The organism is Tenacibaculum sp. 190524A05c (assembly GCF_964036595.1).
Lineage (GTDB): Bacteria > Bacteroidota > Bacteroidia > Flavobacteriales > Flavobacteriaceae > Polaribacter > Polaribacter platacis.
In genome coordinates this window covers 3,745,409-3,763,501 of the sequence record NZ_OZ038523.1, presented here as the reverse complement: position 1 = coordinate 3,763,501, position 18,093 = coordinate 3,745,409, and the positions used below count along the sequence as shown (strand labels likewise).

Sequence of the window (18,093 nt, the reverse complement as noted above, 5' to 3'; positions counted from 1 at the left end):
TTAAGTTAACAACATTTGAGTTAAGAAATAATTTGCAATAACAATAATTACTATAGTCCAAACAACAGACTGGGTACTGGCTTTACCAACTCCTAATGAACCACCTTTAACATAATATCCATGATAAGACGGAACCGTAGCAATAATAAACGCAAAAATTACTGTTTTGATTAGTGCGTATACAATTAAGTATGAATTGAAATCGTATTGAATTCCAAAGACATAATCTTCAACAAAAAACATATTTGTAGCCATTCCTGCTACCCATCCTCCTAGAATACTTAAGAACATTCCTAAGATTATTAAAAAAGGATAAAATAAAACTGTAGCTATGATTTTTGGAAGCACTAAATAATTCAATGAATTAACACCCATAATTTCAAGTGCATCAATTTGTTCCGTAACTCTCATACTTCCAATACTTGAGGTTATATAAGAACCTACTTTTCCTGCCAAGATAATAGAACAGAAAGTTGGCGCAAACTCTAAGATTACTGATCTTTTTGTTGCGAATCCAATTAACCATTTAGGTATAAAAGGATCACTAATATTTAAAGCAGTTTGTAAAGCAATAACACCTCCGATAAAGAACGATATGAATCCAATAATTCCAATAGATTTTAGACCTAACTGTTCTATTTCACGAAAAAGTGTTTCCCAAAAAACTCGAAATTTCTGAGGAGCTTTAAAAACTTGACCAAGCATCATAAAATACTTTCCAACGTGCTCGATATAATTCATCTATTTTCTTTTTGTTCTGCTAAAGTACTAAAAGAATATTTAGTTGAATACATGATTCTATAAGATTAAAAAATGATTAACATCTATTATTTTCCATTCTATTACGCATAGTTTACTTAATTTTGAAAACTTATATTTTAATCATGAAGTACACTTATAAACTATTATTGTTAACTGTATTCGTATTGCTTTCAAATTGTAATATCAAACAAAATGAAGCAATTCAAAATTCTTCCAAACCAAAATTAGTTGTTGGTATTGTTGTAGATCAAATGCGTTACGACTATTTATTTAGATTTAATGATAAATATGGAGATGGCGGATTTAAGAGATTGTTGAATAATGGATTCTCATTAGAAAATGCACATTACAATTATATCCCAACGTATACAGCTGTTGGACACACCTCTATATTTACAGGAACAACGCCAGATAATCATGGAATTATTAGTAACCATTGGTACGATAAATACTTAAAGAAAACTATTTATTGTGTGGATGATGACAATTATAAAACTGTTGGAAATGATGGTAAAGGAGGAAAGAAATCTCCTTATAGAATGTTTACAACCACAATTACTGATCAATTAAAACTTGCGCAAAATATGCAAGGAAAAACAATTGGTATTGGTATTAAAGATCGTTCTGCTATTTTACCTGCTGGGCATACTGCTGATGCTGCTTATTGGTTTGACGGAGGAAGCGTTGGACATTGGATTAGTTCTTCTTTTTATCTAGAGGCTTTACCAAATTGGGTTAATGAGTTTAATAATTCAGGAAAGGCAGATGAATATTTAAATCAACCTTGGGAAACTTTATATGATATAAATACATATACCGAAAGTATTGCGGATGACAACAATTTTGAAGAGACGTTTAAAGGTCAAGACAAACCTGTATTTCCGCATGATATTCCTAATTTAAGAAGTAAAAACAACAACTATAGTATTATAAAAGCTATACCTGCTGGAAATGCTATTACAACCGATTTTGCAATCGCCGCTATTGAAGGAGAACAACTTGGTCAAAATAAACATACCGACTTTTTAACTTTAAGTTATTCTTCTACGGATTATGTGGGACATCAATTTGGTGTAGATTCAAAAGAAATTCAAGATACTTATTTAAGACTTGACAAAGACTTAGAGCGTTTATTCAACAACTTAGATGAAAAAGTAGGAAAAGGTAACTATACTATCTTTTTAACAGCCGATCACGCTGCTGTACAAGTTCCTGCATACTTGAAATCAGTAAAAATTCCTGCAAATTATTTAGCTGGGAAAAAGCTAACGGATTTTATTAAGAAAGTAACTTCTGAAAAATTCAAGTCAAATGATTTGATTGAAAATGTATCAAACTTCCAAGTATTTTTGAGTAAAGAAAACTTAAAAAAGGAAAAGCTTTCTGTAGAAGAAGTTTCTAATTTTATTGTAGAAGAAGTTATTAATTTTCCTGGGATTTATAAAGCGATTACTGCGAAAACAATGCAATCTACTTATTTTGGCGACGGAATATTAAATTCTCTTCAAAAAGGTTATAATCAAAAATTATCTGGAGATGTATTATTGATTCCTAATCCATCAACAATTATATATCCTAAAAAAGGATCAACGCATGGATCTGGATATTCTTACGATACTCATATTCCTGTAATCTTTTATGGAAATGGAATCAAAAGAGGTTCTTCAAAAACTAAATATGAAATCATCGATATCGCTCCTACTATTTCGAGCATGCTAAATATCGAGTTTCCTAACGGAGCAACTGGAAGAGTTGTTGAAGAAGCATTAAAATAAAAAAAAGAGCGTTTTATACGCTCTTTTATTTTATCTTATTTCTATCTAGATTTATCTTGTCATCATCGCAAACAGCGTCTTTATAACATTTACCTGGCTTTTGATGCCTTTTACTTCTAAACCTTAATCTTTTATTGGTTTTAAGCACTTTTTGTAATGCTTGTGCTTTCACTATCTTTTCTACCTGTTGTTTTTGAGATTTCATCTTCTTTTTAACAACTTCCGCTTTCTTTGGAACCTTGATTGTATTTAAATCGTTCGAGCTATCTTCTATGTACTCAACATTATTTTGAGCAACAACATTTTGGGCAGTTAACTGATTTAAAGGATAACCTAAAAACAGAAATAACAGTAGTATTTTAATGGACTTCATGACTTTTCTTTACTTATGGTTAATAATGAATCGTAAACTGCAGTATTACATTTACTAAGTCATAATTTCTTCGAATACTTTACAAAAAAAATCATAAAAAATGTTAAACAGAAAAATTAGGCATAAAAAAAAGACTGATAAACAGTCTTTCTTATTTTTTCTTTTTGTCAGCGTCACAAGGCTCTTTAGCTTTCTTGAAACACTTTGTATCTTCTTTCTTTCTTTTATTTCTAAATCTTAATCTTTTCTTCTGCTTCATTAGTTTTTCAACCTTTTTTACAGAAGCGATTTTATTCTTTGTAGATTTTTTCTTTGCTTTCTTTTTGGTAGATTTTGCATTTACAGTAACGGCATTAGATGGTGCAGTAATTGCATTCATGTCATCTAAGTCCTTTTCATCGTCTCTATACTCCATACCGTTTCCATTTTTAGCAACTACTTTTTGAGCAGCCACTTCTTGGAAGCCTAAGAAGATGAATAATAAAGATGCTATTATATTTATTCTAGCATTCATAGTAGGGGATTTTTTCAATTGTATATCAAAATAACTATATCTTTTCATAATATATTACTTATGTTCGGTGAATGGTATATTAATATAGACGAATGGGGATTTTATATCTTTTAGCTCAATTCTTATTATAAGTCCTTAATATGCTCGTTTTTTCCTCTTTTTTCTGGATTTTCTGAGTAATAAAATCTCATCTTTCGACGTAACAAATGTTGTATACTTTTTTCGTTTTTTTTCTTCCATTTCTAGAGCTCTATCTGTAATTCCAACTGAGTAAACTACTCTTTTGTTATTATGATCTTTTTTAATTCTAACTTTCATTACGAATGGTGCATACTCCATTAAATTTTCATTCTTGATTTTCTTATTAGATTCTTTTAAGTTCCTGTTTGCTTTAGAGCTATTTTGTGCATCCATCATTTGAGAACACAAATTAAACACAAGAATTGCAGCTATTATTTTAATTGATTTACTCATGATTCTACTTTTGATTAATTACTGATATAAAGATAGATATGAATCAAAAAAAGAAGTATTAAAACCGAATGAATTACCTTTTTGTGATGTTTAAATGAAAATTACGTATGATATCGAAGAATTTAAAAAGCTCAAGACTGCTCTGTTTTAATGAGCAGCCATTGCTCTTTCGGTTTCCCTTTCTTTTTTCTAAACTTGTAATTAACTTACATTCCATTTGACACAACAAATCCAGATAAGTCACTATTATCACTAGAATATACGTCACAAAAAAAGAGCTTACACAATGTAAGCTCTTTCTATTTATTTTCTAAAAAATTACTTTTTAATTTGCTTTTGGAAGAAAAACCTCAGCCATCATACATCTGGCACTTCCACCTCCACAGCCTTCAATTACGTCCAAAGAGCTTGATATAATTTTACAATGTTTCTCGATCTTATTGATTTGATCTTTTGTTAAACAATCATACGCTGCCTGACTCATTACAAGGAAACGCTCATCATCCTTTCCTCTAACTTGTAACATGTTACCAGCAAAATTGTTCACTTGCTCTTCAGTAATATCTATTACTTCTTTACCATCATCTTTTAAATTCTTGATAACATGCTTACGTTCCTTTTTATCATCAATAGATGCCAAACAAATTACCGCAAAAGTTTCTGCCAAACACATCATCACATTCGTATGATAAATAGCTTTACGTTCTCCATTTACAGTTTGATTTGAAGTAAACACAACAGGAGTATATTCAAAATCCTCACAGAATTCGATAAATAATTCTTCATTTGCTCTCGGAGATAAAGCACAATATGCTTTTCTATTTACTCTATCTAATAATAAACTTCCTGTTCCTTCTAAGAAAACATTTTGTTCTTCACCTGAAGTATAATCAATCACACCATCAATGATAAACCCTTCCTCTTCTAGGATATCTAAAATATCTTCTCTTCTTTCTAACCTTCTGTTTTCGGCAAACATTGGATATAATCCTACGGTTCCGTTTTCATGAAAAGAAATCCAGTTATTTGGGAAAATTGAATCTGGAGTATCAGTTTCGGTTGTATCTGAAACCACAATAACATTCACACCATAACTTCTAAGCTTTTCAACATAATTATCAAACTCTTCTTGAGCTTTAGCATTTACAGTTGAAGGTAAAACATTATCTAATACTTTCTGATAGTAATTATTTACAGCCGTTTGTTCGTTCATCCTAAATCCAACAGGACGAACCATTAATATAGTATTGGTTGTTTGTCTCATACGGGCAAAAATACTTATTTTGAGTATTCGGAAGATGTAAAAAAGAGAAAAAATTACATCTCAAAATTGATTGCAAACTCACCTCTTATTTCTCAATAAAAAACTCAAATACTATCTTTGGTTTTCTTAATGAATTAAAATGACAGCAGCGGATTTAGTAGGAGAATTCTCAATAATTGGTTCTAATCAGAATGATAGCAACCTTAATTACAGAGGTACATTAACTCTACAATTAGATGAGAACAAAAGAATTAATGCTAAATGGTTAATTCATAACGAACAGGAACAAACAGGATCAGGCTTTTTTAAAGACAACATTCTTGTAATAAACTTTCAATATCTTGATGAAGAGTCTTTTGTTTACAAAGGAACTGTAGTTTACCGGTGTTTAACCAAAGACATTTTAGATGGTTTTTGGTCTGAAGAACATGGAAATCCTAAATTTATCGGAACCGAACGTTGCTTTAGAATTAAAGAAAATATAGAAGTATCTTAATTCTTATTGAAGTCCGTTTTTCAAATTAATCAATGTAATATTTACATTTTGATCTTCTAGAAATTCAATAGCACGTTGGCTTCTCATTCCAGATTTACAATACACTACTAAAGGTTTATCACTCTTCAATTTTGTATACAACTCTGGTAACTTTCCCAGAGGGATATGTTGGCCGCCAATATGGTGCTGTTCTCTTTCCCAATCCTCTCGTACATCTAAAAGATTATATAATTCAGAATTCGACTCAAACTCCTCTAAGGTTATTTCATTTTCTAGGACACTTACACCACAAAAAGCTTCATAGTTCTCATTGAGTTCCGTTATGATTGAATTCTCTGTTTTAGAATAATTCACAATCATTTGGCGCATAGAAAGCACATCAAAAATCATTAGTTTATTTGCTAACACTTCATCTAAATCACAAATAATTTTGATTACTTCATTTGCTTGTAAACTTCCTATAATTCCTGGTAAAACTCCTAAAACTCCAATCTCAGAACAATTTGGAACATCTCCTGGATTTGGTGGAGTTGGATACAAACATCTGTACGTTGCACTTCCATCAAAATTGAAAACACTAACCTGTCCTTCAAATTTAAAAATAGAACCATATACCAAAGGTTTATTTGCAATAATAGCCGCATCATTTGATAAATAACGTGTTTGAAAATTATCACTTCCATCTACAATGATATCATACTTTTCAAACAATTGAATTGCATTATTTCTCATAAGAAATTCATTGTGCACTTCGAAATTTACAAATGGATTTAAGCGAGATAATCTTTTTGCAGCAGTTTCTGCTTTCGAAGAACCCACATCATCAATTGTATATAAGATTTGGCGTTGTAAATTCGTTTGATCTACAACATCATTATCAACAATACCAATAGTTCCAACACCAGCAGCAGTTAAGTATTGTAAAACAGGACATCCTAGTCCTCCTGCTCCTATTACCAGAACCTTAGCTTGTTTTAATTTTAACTGACCAGCTTCTCCGATTTTATCTAAAATAAGATGACGATTATATTGTTTTTGTTCTTCTCTGGTTAACATCTATAAGTTCATTCAACTTTTAAATTCTAATGAATTTATTATCTCTAATAATTCATCTCTTTGACTATTATTAACAAAAGAAATAATAAACCCTAGAGCAAATCCTTCTTTTATTGTCGTATAATATTCCTGTTTAACATTTAAGTTTAAATGGTTTATTGATAAACACATTTTATCAAAACTTTCTCCTCCTATGTTGACTGTTGTTATATTCTCTTCTACATCGAAGTTAAGCTTTGATTTTTCTAGAAGTTTCTTTACATGATAATAATAGTCAGCACCAGTTTTAATACCTGTAAAAAATTTAAGGTTTTCTGACACAACTATGAAACCTGGATTATAATCAACTGATTTACCAACCTCATACTTAAAAGCATTCAATAGATAGGCTGTTTTTACCTTAGAAGCATTGAGTACTGATTTTAACTCTTCATTATCTCCACTGATTAAATCAGCTCCTCTATCTGCTGATTCCTTCATAGCTTCTTTCGACAAAATCGACCATCCTTCAGGGAGTTTCATGTTAAAGTTAAAATAATCATTTGAATAAATATTATTTTCAATTTTACCATAGTCGAATGTATCATTTTTACTTGTTTCGCACGATGTTAAAGTAAACACCAATATAGTGAGAACGATTATTCTAAATTTTATCTTCATAGTAATTTGTTTTTAAGTCGCCAAATTTAACGAAAATGTTCCCAATCTTTCCAAACAACTTCTATTCCTTGATTTTTGAGCATCGTTGTTATTTCCTCAGTACTTCGTTCATCAGAAATTTCAAATTGCTCTAATGATTGCGGTTCTACAGAATATCCTCCAGGATTTGTTTTTGATTCCGCGCTCATTGAAGTAATTCCAAGTTGTACAATATGATTACGAAAGATTTCACTTTCTCTAGTAGAAATTGATAATTCAACATCTTCATCTAACAATCTATACGCGCAAATAAGCTGAACTAAATCAGGATCCGTCATTTCTACTTTAGGTTCTAAACCACCTGAATGTGGACGTAACCTAGGGAAAGATATTGAATATTTTGTTTTCCAATAGGTCTTTTGTAAATACTTTAAATGTAAAGCTGTAAAAAAGCTATCTGCTCTCCAGTCTTCCAATCCGAACAAAGCTCCTAAACCTATTTTATGAACTCCTGCTTTCCCTAATCGATCAGGAGTTTCCAGTCGGTATGAGAAGTTTGACTTTTTACCTTTAGGATGATGTTTTTTATATTCTTCTTTATGATATGTTTCTTGATAAACTAATACTGCATACAAACCATTATCAATCAACAACTCATATTCATCTTGATCAAGTGGTTGAACTTCAATCGTAATGTTAGAAAAATGAGGCTTGATCAATTTAATCGCATTATTAATATAATCTACACCTACAGTTCTGTTTGCTTCTCCCGTGACCAATAAAATATGATCGTAGCCCTTATTTTTTAAAAATGCTACTTCTTTTAATATTTCATCATCAGTTAGTGTTCTTCTTGGTATTTTATTCGTAAAACTAAAACCGCAATAGGTACAAATATTCTGACATTCATTACTCAAATACATTGGCGCATACATTTGTATTGTGTTTCCAAAGCGTTTCTTTGTCAACATATTACTTAACTGTGCCATTTGTTCAATATAGGGCTTCGCAGCTGGGGAAATTAGCGCTTTAAAATCTTCTAAACTTCTTTTTTCAGAATTCAAAGCTCTTTCTACATCCATCGAAGTTTTAGAAAGAATACTTTCCATTACTGAATCCCAGTCATATTTATCGAATATATTTTCGAAAGTGTTCATTGCTCTATACTAACTTAAAAACGAAGTTAAAGGACTACTTGCTTCTGCATGTTTTTTTACAGGAGCTAATTTTGCTTCATATGCCATTCTACCGGCCTCCACAGCCATTTTAAAAGCTTTTGCCATTGCCACTGGATTTTGTGAAACCGCAATTGCTGTGTTCACTAAAACTGCATCTGCACCAATTTCCATTGCGTGAGCTGCATGTGATGGAGAGCCAATTCCAGCATCAACTACTACAGGAACATTCGATTGTTCAATTATAATATCTAAAAACTCTAATGTTTTTAATCCTTTATTACTTCCTATTGGAGCTCCTAAAGGCATTACACATTGAGTTCCTACTTCTTCTAATCTTTTACATAAAACAGGATCGGCATGAATATATGGCATTACTATAAATCCTTTTTTTACTAATTCTTCTGCAGCCTTTAAAGTTTCAATTGGATCTGGTAATAAATATTTAGGGTCGGGGTGAATTTCTAGTTTTACCCAATTTGTTTCCAACGCCTCTCTTGATAATTCTGCCGCAAACACAGCTTCTTTTGCATTTCTTACACCAGAAGTATTTGGTAATAAATTAATTCGTTGATGATTTAAATGAGTCAAAATATCATCTTCTTCATTTTGCACATCAACTCTTTTTAGAGCTACTGTTACTAATTCACTCTCACTCTCCAACAAAGCATCACGCATTAATTCTGAAGAACTGAACTTGCCTGTTCCTGTAAACAAACGTGATGTAAATGTTTTATCTGCTATTTGTAATGAACTCATAATTCTTAGTTGTTTGAATCTAGTTTAAAAACTTGTTCTTGCGAACTTCCTGCTTTTAATATTTGATGAAATTTTGAAATCGAATTGAAGTCTTTAGTTATTTCTCCTGATACTGCAATTCCGTGAATATTTGTTTTCAATAATGATGATACATCTTCTAAAACAATTCCTCCGATAGCAATTACGGGAGTTTCCGTATTTAACTCTTCTAGTAGCACTTGATAACCTTCTAGACCTAGAATCGGGCTTAAATTTTTCTTCGTTTCAGTATATCTAAATGGTCCAAGTCCAATATAGTCAACTTGTTTTTCAAGTAAAGTTTTACAATCTTCCAGAGTATTTGCCGTACCTCCTATAATAAACAGTTTTCCTAAATACTCTCTTACAACTGCTGGGCAAGCATCGGTTTTACCCAAATGAACTCCATCTGCCTTTACTTGTTTTGCAATCTTATAATGATCATTAATTATTAATCTCGTTTGAAAATGATTAGTAATTTCTCTTGCTTTTTTAGCCGTTTCTAAAATTACCTCATCCGTTTGATTTTTTAAACGAAGTTGAACCCATTCTGATCCTGCTGTACAAGCATTTTGAATGTTTACTAAATGTTCTTCTGGAGTAGCTCCTTGTGATATATATTGTAATTTACTTATCATTATAATTAATTGTGATATCCTAGTAAAGTTTTATTAGAACTCAATACTTTCTCGATATATCTTTTTCCTTTAAAACAAGATTTTACTAATGGATATTTTAAAGCAATATGGCTTGCAATGGCTGATGACAAAACACAACCACTACCATGCTTTTCGTATATTTTTATTCCTTTTTTAGGATTAAAAGGATGTGTTTTTCCTTCTATCGTATATAAATAGTCGACTCCAAGCTTTTCTGAATTATGACCTCCTTTTAAAAACACGTTGGTTTTTGATTGTATATGAGTAATAGTTTCCTCTATACTTTTTCGTTGATATAGATTTTGTATTTCCTGATAATTCGGTGTAATCATATAGATCTTTGCCAAAATCTCATCAAAATCTTTCTCATTAAAATTCTCGTGAAACGAAAATCCAGATGACGATTTCAAAACTGGATCTAGAATTATTCTCGAGTTAGGATTTAAACTCAATACCAAATCAATAATTTTAGATAGTGTTATCCAATTCTCTACGATTCCAATCTTTACCACATTAACTGAAAAGCGATTCATCAAAACTCGAATCTGCTCTAAAATGATATCGATTTCTATCCAATCACACTTTAGAAATTCAGTATCACTTTGTATTGTGTTCGCCGTACAAACAGATAAACCATAACATTTTAATTTCTCAAAGGTTTTCACATCTGCTGTTAAACCTGCTCCATTTGTTGGATCAAAACCAGCGATAGTTAATATGTAAGGTCTAGTTTTCAATGTATAAACTATTAATTAACTCTTGTTGTTCTTTTGTTCCATACTTTCCCAGTAAATCTTTAGAATCTTGAGTTAATAATTCTACCGACGCTTTATGTTCTAAAATCCATTTAAGCATTTCTTTACACTTCGCTTGAATGGTTGTATAAATCGCAGCATTAAGAATCATTCCTTCATTTACATTAATATCTACTCCTTTTGAAATTGCGTATTTAACACCTTCTAACTCATTATTATGAACTGCATAATAAACGCCTTCATAATCACCATAAGAAATATCTGCACCGAGAGAAATAAGATAATCAGCAACTTCCTTTTTACCATAAGCTACGGCACTAATAAGAGCATTATCTATATCAAGCTGAGTATACTTGTCTGATAGAATTTCTTTTAGCTTTGTTAATTCTCCATCACCAGATAAAAGCTCCAGATTAAAATCTCTAACCTTATTACATTCTTTAGAAATTAATTTAAAACTTTCAGTACTATTTTCAGAATTCCAAATACCACCAAGAACACCAACTCCAGAATATCCCAATTCATAAACTTTATGAATGGTTTCGGTATTTACGCCTCCCATTCCTATAATTGTTTTATCAATGTGATTAACATCAAAACCTCTTCCTTTATATCCTTGTTTAGATATTGAAGAAAACACTGGACTCAATAAATGATAATCGAATTTGATTGAACAAGCATTCAAAACTTCTGGTTCATGAAAAGAACTACTTACTGAAAAGCCTTCAGACTTAAATAATTGAAAATACTCAAAAAGTTGATCTCCTAAATCTATTCTTGGTTGTTCCTGTATATGAATTCCTTTAAGCTTGAATTCTTTGCACAAATCATGAAATTGATGAATTACAATTCTTTGGTAGTATTGTTTGTCAACATTTCTAAGAAGCTCACGATAACCATCAATAGTAAAAGTCGGCTTTCTAAGATGCAACACTTCTAAACCATTTTCAAACAATTGGTTTAAAAGCATTGCTTCATTTTCTATTTTTCGTTCAGAAGTTAAAACTATTAACATAATTAGTTATTAATTTTCAGCATTTAAATATTGTCATTGCGAATGAAATGAAGCAATCTACTTTATAAAACAGATTACTTCGTCGTTTCCTCCTCGTAATGACATTCATAATTCAGACTATTTATAAATAAACTTCTGAACCTTTTTCTTTGAACTCTTCTGATTTTTCTTTCATTCCCTGCTCAATCGCACTAGATTCCTCTAAATCTTTCTGTGCAGCATAATCTCTCACTTCTTGAGATATTTTCATAGAACAGAATTTTGGTCCACACATAGAACAGAAATGTGCAATTTTTGCTCCTTCAGCCGGTAAAGTTTCATCGTGATATTCCCTAGCTAATTCTGGATCTAAACCTAAATTAAATTGATCTTCCCAACGGAATTCAAAACGAGCTTTACTCAAAGCATCATCTCTATGTTGAGCACCTGGATGTCCTTTTGCTAAGTCAGCAGCATGTGCAGCTAATTTATAAGTAACTACTCCAGTACGAACATCATCTTTATTCGGTAAACCTAAATGCTCTTTTGGTGTAACGTAACATAACATTGCTGTTCCGTACCAACCAATCATTGCTGCTCCAATACCTGAAGTAATATGATCATAACCTGGTGCAATATCAGTTGTTAATGGTCCTAATGTATAAAATGGAGCTTCACCACAAGCTTCTAATTGCTTATCCATATTAGCCTTAATCATGTGCATTGGCACGTGACCTGGACCTTCAATAAAGCACTGTACTTCATGTTTCCAAGCTATTTTTGTTAACTCTCCTAATGTTTCTAATTCTGCGAACTGAGCTTCATCATTTGCATCTGCAATACAACCAGGACGTAAACCATCTCCTAAAGAAAAAGCCACATCATAAGCTTTCATAATTTCACAAATCTCCTCAAAATGCGTATATAAGAAACTCTCTTTGTGATGTGCTAAACACCACTTTGCCATAATAGATCCACCACGAGATACAATACCTGTAATACGTTTTGCGGTCATTGGTACATAAGCTAAACGAACTCCAGCGTGAATTGTAAAATAATCTACACCTTGTTCTGCTTGCTCTATTAAGGTATCTTTAAATATCTCCCAAGTTAGATCTTCAGCTACGCCATTTACCTTTTCTAATGCTTGATAAATTGGAACCGTACCTATTGGAACTGGAGAGTTACGAATAATCCACTCACGAGTTTCATGAATATTTTTTCCAGTAGATAAATCCATAATATTATCAGCTCCCCAACGACAAGCCCAAACAGCCTTTTCTACCTCTTCTTCAATAGAAGATGTTGTTGCCGAGTTCCCAATATTTGCATTAATTTTCACCAAGAAATTACGACCTAAAATCATAGGTTCTGCTTCTGGATGATTAATATTTGAAGGAATTACAGCACGACCTCTTGCTACTTCTTCACGAACAAATTCTGGAGTTATTTTCTCCGGAATACTTGCTCCAAAATCTTGACCAGGATGTTGCTTAGACAAACGTGTCATTTCATCAATTCGTTGATTTTCACGAATGGCAACATATTCCATTTCTGGAGTTATAATTCCTTTTTTAGCATAATGTAATTGAGTAACATTCTCTCCTTTTTTAGCTCTTTTCGGTTTATGTTTTAAATTAAAGCGTAAGTGATCTAAACTTTCATCATTTAATCTTTCGTTACAATAATCTGATGTGAAAGCTTCTAACTCTTCTACATTACCTCTACTTGTAATCCAATCTTCTCTAATTCTCTCCAGTCCATTATGGATGTTGATTTTCTTATCTGGATCCGTGTATGGTCCTGATGTATCATAAACCGTAACTGGTTCATTTGGTGTACGTTTTTTCGTCATTGAATCTACAGTATCATTCAATGTAATTTCACGCATGGCTACTTGAATTTCAGGATGTATTTTTCCTTGAACATAAATCTTTTTAGAATTTGGAAATGGATTTCTAGTTACTCCATCTTGTTTTGGTGCTGTATCTTTTTTCTTCATTGAAAAGGTTGTTTTGTTGTTCGTTTTTATCCTCCTTGAGTAGATTTAATAATCAATACATTATCATTCTCTGATAATTTATGATTACTCCAGTCAGACTTTTTTACAATTGAATTATTTACGGCAATAGCAATTCCATTGGATTGAATATTTAGTTCTTCAATCATTCTGATGAGATTACACTCCGTTTTGAAAGTTTTATTAGAATCGTTTATTTTAACTGTTATCATAAAAACATATTAAATAAACTCTAGAAGCATCAACACATCCAATAAAGATGTACTATAATGAAGATTACTTTTCCCTACGCTGGTATTAACCAAATCAGGTTCTAAGGATATTTCTCAAACTAGTTCTACTAGCTACTCCTAAAGTTTTATGAATCAAATATAAAAAAAAAGAGTCTACATTGTAGACTCTTATATTTATTATTTCTTAATTACTTTTTTAACAAGTGTACCTTTATTTGTTTTGAGTTTCAAAATATAAGTACCTCTAGCTAGTTTTGATAAGTCTATATTATCCTCAGTAATTGTTTTATTAGATTTTACTAATTGACCATGTATTGAATACAAATTATATTTTTCTAAATCTAAGCTATTAGATTTAATGTATAATTTGTTGGTAGTTGGATTTGGTCCAATTTTTAACTCTTTTAAAAGAAATTCATTAACACTAAGAGTTGTAGATGTTGTTGCAACATTAGATTTAGATGAAATTGAATTAAAAGTTCCTTTTCTTTCATTCGTTTCGTTACCACATGGATTTGAACTTATAACTTCAATATAATAAGCAACATTAGGAGAACTTACATTTAAATCTGTATAAGAGTTTAGATTACTTGAAACTTCAGTCAATAATTCATAATCTCCTCCATCAATACTTCTATGAATTCTGTACGTGTAAAATTCAAATCCTTCATAATCATTCCAAATCATGTTCCATGAATTACCAATTCCAGGAGTTAACACTAAATGAATTGTTTTGTGGTATGTACCTAAATCTGTTTCACCACCACATTTATCAATGGCAGAAATTTTATAAAGACTTGAACTTTGGGCTGGCGATGAATTTTCATCTATAAAAGAATTTGTATCTGCTCCAACATAGGATAAAAGTTCATAACTCCCTGCTACAACCGTTTCTTTATAAATTGCAAACTGGCTTAAGTTATCAGAATAATAATCCCAAACTATTTTATTCTTTAGCGATTCTTCATCTACCGTCACAACACATATCTCTGGTGTTTCTAGACTTTCCTTTACCTCAACTTTGACAATATCTCCTGAATAACATCCATTATTATATACTGCAACGTTAATGTTTTTATCACCTGAATTGTTCCATCTTAGCTCATAAGGACCAGCACCAGAACCTGAAACTATTTCTGCTCCATCAAAAGACCAATATATATCCGTAAAATTATCTCCTGTGAATTCAATTGTATATAATTCTCCTTTACAAACAGAACTTTCTGCATTAAAGCTTAATGTTGGAGATTGATTAAACTGAACTTTTTGAGTTGTGGTTTGCGAAGTACAGTTATTATTAGAAACCGATAGCGTGATATTCTTTTCTCCATAATTATCATTCCAAGTGATTTCGTATGGCCCTCTTCCTGTACCTGAAATTACTTCTGCTCCATCAAAATCCCAATTATAAATTGAACTATCATCACCACTACCATAATAGTAAACAGTTGTTGTACCACTATTACAAATATTATAATTACTTAAATAAAAATATGAAGTAGGAGTTTGTGAAACAGTAATCTCTTTTTCAACTGTAACTGCACACCCATTTTGTATAACTTCTAAACTAATATTTTTTACGCCTTCACTATACCATTGAATTTCATAAGGCCCAGAACCTGATCCTGAAATAACATTACCTCCATTAAAGTTCCAATTATAATTAGCATTATTTAATTCGTCACCTGTATAAGTTATTGTTGTTTTATCACCTAAACAAACTTGTTCATTTGCTTCTATACCAACATTTGGATATGGATTGTGTTGCACCTTTTTAATAATCTCGTCAGAAGTACAACCATTATCAGTTACTGTTAACGAAATATTTTTTTCTCCATAATTTTCATTCCAGGTAATTTCATACGGACCTGATCCAGTTCCTGATACAATTTCTGCTCCATCAAAATTCCAATTAAAAACAGCATCATTCGATACAACTCCATTATATGTAATTGATGCGTTTGCGCCTTCACATACAAATTCATTAACTGAAAAATCAGCACTTGGTTTGCCCTCAATTGTTACAACCTGCATTGACTTTGAAGAACAACCATTTGAAACAACCTCTAATGTAATTTCTTTCTCTCCTTGTTGATTCCATAATAGTTCAAATGGTCCTGCATTAGTTCCAGAAATAATAGTTGCTCCCTTAAAATCCCAAATAAAATCCATATCAACAGATAACGATCCAACATAATCAACAATAATGATTTCACCTTCACAAGATGTAGAATTACTTAATTCAAACTGAGCATTTATTTCTTCATTAAAGACAACTTCCAGCTCTTCTCCTTTGAAATTATTTTCCGTTGTTAGAATTCTAATACGGTATGTTTTATTCTTTTCTAATTCAGCAGGAACAGGAACCGAAAACCCCTCATTAGCATTCATAATCCTTGCTAATTCAAGAGGTGAATCAAACGAACCATTTGTATCGGAAATCTGCAGAATAAACTCGTTATTCGCATAACTATAATTAGATTTAAAACTTAAATCAATATTGTCTCCAGAACAAATATTAGATGACTTTAAATTAATATCAGTTATGATATTTTGAGCTTCTTCAGAATAGTCACTTTCATTACCCTCAAGATAATCATTTACTCCATCAGCATTAATCGAATATGATTTTACGGTGATAATTGAGTTAACCGAAATTTGATCTGTAGAGAAACTATTATCTACACCTACGTCTTGAAATAAAATAAAATCATCCGTTGCGCTGGTTTTATAATAAACCTTATATCCACTAAGTTCCGGATCATTTACCTCATCCCACATTATAGTGACACCGTTATCTGTTACTCCTTTAAATACATTTTGTGGAGTAGCAATTGGTGCGTTGCTCGTAGCTGAAGTTAAAAAACTTGAGAAGTCTACAATTCCATAATTAATATCATCTAATCCGTCTATTATTTTACTTGATATAACTGACTCCTCAGTTGTCCCCCAATAATTACTGGTAGCATCAATATTTGAGTTGAAATTATTTACAAAATTATGATCTTGAATATTTAATAAATTATTATTCTTGAAAGTAAAGTTGAATGAACTCTTTTGACTTTTACTTTTAGCATTTCTACTAATTTCAGGACCTGTATAATCATAACTATTATTTAAAACAACTGCAGCATCATAATTACTAAATGTACAGTTTTGAATACTACTTGTAAAATCCTTATCTAATATTTTAACAGCGCCTCCCATTCCTTTACCATTAAAAATTACATTAGATAAATTAATACTTCTAGATTTTACAAGGAACCCATCCAATTGATTAGGACTCACTAATAACGAATTACTAATTTCCAAATCTCCAGACTGCAGGTTAAACAAGGTATTTCTTACTAATGTATTGTTAATAGATACTGTGTAATAATTATTATAATCTTCAAAATTTGAATCTTTTATATCCGAAGCCTCGATATTAAAATTTGCACCACAACATCCAATTCTAAAATTTGTCCCTTCGACAATTGTTTTATTTAAGAAAATTCCATCGTTATAAGAATCCGAGTTTATTACTCCCCTTTTAATAAAACACTCATCTATTTCAATTTCCTCACTTCTTGGATAATATCCTTTAATTGTTGCATCTATTATTTCACAATTAAATAATCTAAGTTTTGCTGTTGTTGAATATCCTTTAGTCCTAGCGTAAGTCCCATTATTAAAAATTGAATTTTTCACTAGAAGTGTTCCTGAATTCTTAATTGGATCTTGATTATGCTCTCCTTCATCAGCTAATTGAATTCCAGATTCATTTTGGAAATCAACATAATTAACAATAGAGTTGTCTAAATCAGTATCTTTAAAAATCAATCTAGTATTTCTAAATAAAATTTTATCATTCGATTCTCCTTCTAGTTTAATTACTCCCTTAACTAGTAAATCAAAATCTCCTGTAACTACAACTCCGGCTTCAATGGTTAAAATCGCCCCATCAAAAACACCTAAAGTAGATGTTAAATTATATGGAGATCCTTCTTTATTCCAAGTTGTATCTGAAGTAAGTGTTCCACTTACATTGGTTTGAGCATGTATAAAAAACACATGCATTAATAATAAAAAGAGTAATATTCTTTTCATAAAAAAACATTTTTAATAGTTAATTAGCATTGCAAAAC

At 31.1% G+C, this 18,093-nt stretch carries 17 protein-coding genes and 1 riboswitch; of the genes, 2 read left to right on the top strand and 15 right to left on the bottom strand.

The window, feature by feature from the left end; translation table 11 throughout:
- Complete coding sequence (locus ABNT61_RS16885; protein WP_348709565.1) at positions 1-741, bottom strand: ABC transporter permease; 741 nt, start codon at positions 739-741, stop codon at positions 1-3.
- A 143-nt stretch (positions 742-884) separates the two neighbouring features.
- On the opposite strand from ABNT61_RS16885, the gene pafA reads away from it, so the two are divergent.
- Positions 885-2,537, top strand: coding sequence for an alkaline phosphatase PafA (pafA, locus tag ABNT61_RS16880; protein WP_348744069.1), 1,653 nt, complete (start codon positions 885-887; stop codon positions 2,535-2,537).
- 25 nt (positions 2,538-2,562) lie between these two features.
- On the opposite strand, the gene ABNT61_RS16875 is transcribed toward pafA, so the two are convergent.
- The 4 genes from ABNT61_RS16875 to ctlX all read right to left on the bottom strand — a co-directional run bounded on the left by ABNT61_RS16875 (position 2,563) and on the right by ctlX (position 5,162).
- The gene (locus ABNT61_RS16875) at positions 2,563-2,910 is read right to left on the bottom strand and encodes a hypothetical protein (RefSeq protein ID WP_348744068.1); all 348 of its coding nucleotides are present in this window, start codon (positions 2,908-2,910) and stop codon (positions 2,563-2,565) included.
- Positions 2,911-3,061: 151 nt separating this feature from the next.
- Entirely contained in the window at positions 3,062-3,424 is a 363-nt protein-coding gene (locus ABNT61_RS16870; RefSeq protein WP_348744067.1) for a hypothetical protein, read from the bottom strand.
- A gap of 135 nt (positions 3,425-3,559) precedes the next feature.
- Entirely contained in the window at positions 3,560-3,898 is a 339-nt protein-coding gene (locus ABNT61_RS16865) for a hypothetical protein (RefSeq protein ID WP_348740557.1), read from the bottom strand.
- Between the two features lie 325 nt (positions 3,899-4,223).
- A complete protein-coding gene (gene ctlX, locus ABNT61_RS16860; RefSeq protein WP_348744066.1) occupies positions 4,224-5,162 on the bottom strand; it encodes a citrulline utilization hydrolase CtlX in 939 nt (312 codons plus the stop codon).
- A 139-nt stretch (positions 5,163-5,301) separates the two neighbouring features.
- Between ctlX and ABNT61_RS16855 the strand changes: the two genes are divergently transcribed.
- Positions 5,302-5,658, top strand: coding sequence for a hypothetical protein (locus ABNT61_RS16855; protein ID WP_348722415.1), 357 nt, complete (start codon positions 5,302-5,304; stop codon positions 5,656-5,658).
- A gap of 3 nt (positions 5,659-5,661) precedes the next feature.
- On the opposite strand, the gene ABNT61_RS16850 is transcribed toward ABNT61_RS16855, so the two are convergent.
- From ABNT61_RS16850 to ABNT61_RS16805, 10 genes are all read right to left on the bottom strand, one after another.
- Positions 5,662-6,714 (bottom strand): ThiF family adenylyltransferase, encoded by a 1,053-nt coding sequence (locus tag ABNT61_RS16850; RefSeq protein WP_348744065.1) that lies wholly within the window; start codon positions 6,712-6,714, stop codon positions 5,662-5,664.
- 12 nt (positions 6,715-6,726) lie between these two features.
- A complete protein-coding gene (locus ABNT61_RS16845; protein ID WP_348744064.1) occupies positions 6,727-7,236 on the bottom strand; it encodes a hypothetical protein in 510 nt (169 codons plus the stop codon).
- 164 nt (positions 7,237-7,400) lie between these two features.
- Complete coding sequence (gene thiH / locus ABNT61_RS16840) at positions 7,401-8,510, bottom strand: 2-iminoacetate synthase ThiH (protein ID WP_348744063.1); 1,110 nt, start codon at positions 8,508-8,510, stop codon at positions 7,401-7,403.
- A gap of 9 nt (positions 8,511-8,519) precedes the next feature.
- Complete coding sequence (locus ABNT61_RS16835; protein WP_412766923.1) at positions 8,520-9,287, bottom strand: thiazole synthase; 768 nt, start codon at positions 9,285-9,287, stop codon at positions 8,520-8,522.
- Positions 9,288-9,292: 5 nt separating this feature from the next.
- Entirely contained in the window at positions 9,293-9,943 is a 651-nt protein-coding gene (gene thiE / locus ABNT61_RS16830) for a thiamine phosphate synthase (protein WP_348744062.1), read from the bottom strand.
- A gap of 5 nt (positions 9,944-9,948) precedes the next feature.
- Entirely contained in the window at positions 9,949-10,701 is a 753-nt protein-coding gene (locus ABNT61_RS16825; protein WP_348744061.1) for a hydroxymethylpyrimidine/phosphomethylpyrimidine kinase, read from the bottom strand.
- Positions 10,691-11,734 carry a thiamine phosphate synthase gene (locus tag ABNT61_RS16820; RefSeq protein ID WP_348744060.1) on the bottom strand — a complete coding sequence of 348 codons (1,044 nt, stop codon included), beginning with the start codon at positions 11,732-11,734 and terminating at the stop codon, positions 10,691-10,693. The genes ABNT61_RS16825 and ABNT61_RS16820 overlap by 11 nt, the downstream gene beginning before the upstream one ends.
- Positions 11,735-11,855: 121 nt before the next feature.
- On the bottom strand, positions 11,856-13,715 hold the full coding sequence (gene thiC / locus ABNT61_RS16815) for a phosphomethylpyrimidine synthase ThiC (protein WP_348744059.1): 1,860 nt from the start codon (positions 13,713-13,715) through the stop codon (positions 11,856-11,858).
- A 26-nt stretch (positions 13,716-13,741) separates the two neighbouring features.
- The gene (gene thiS / locus ABNT61_RS16810) at positions 13,742-13,945 is read right to left on the bottom strand and encodes a sulfur carrier protein ThiS (protein WP_348744058.1); all 204 of its coding nucleotides are present in this window, start codon (positions 13,943-13,945) and stop codon (positions 13,742-13,744) included.
- A gap of 54 nt (positions 13,946-13,999) precedes the next feature.
- Positions 14,000-14,095: riboswitch (TPP riboswitch) on the bottom strand.
- A 48-nt stretch (positions 14,096-14,143) separates the two neighbouring features.
- Positions 14,144-18,055, bottom strand: coding sequence for a T9SS type A sorting domain-containing protein (locus tag ABNT61_RS16805; protein WP_348744057.1), 3,912 nt, complete (start codon positions 18,053-18,055; stop codon positions 14,144-14,146).
- Positions 18,056-18,093 lie beyond the last annotated feature (38 nt).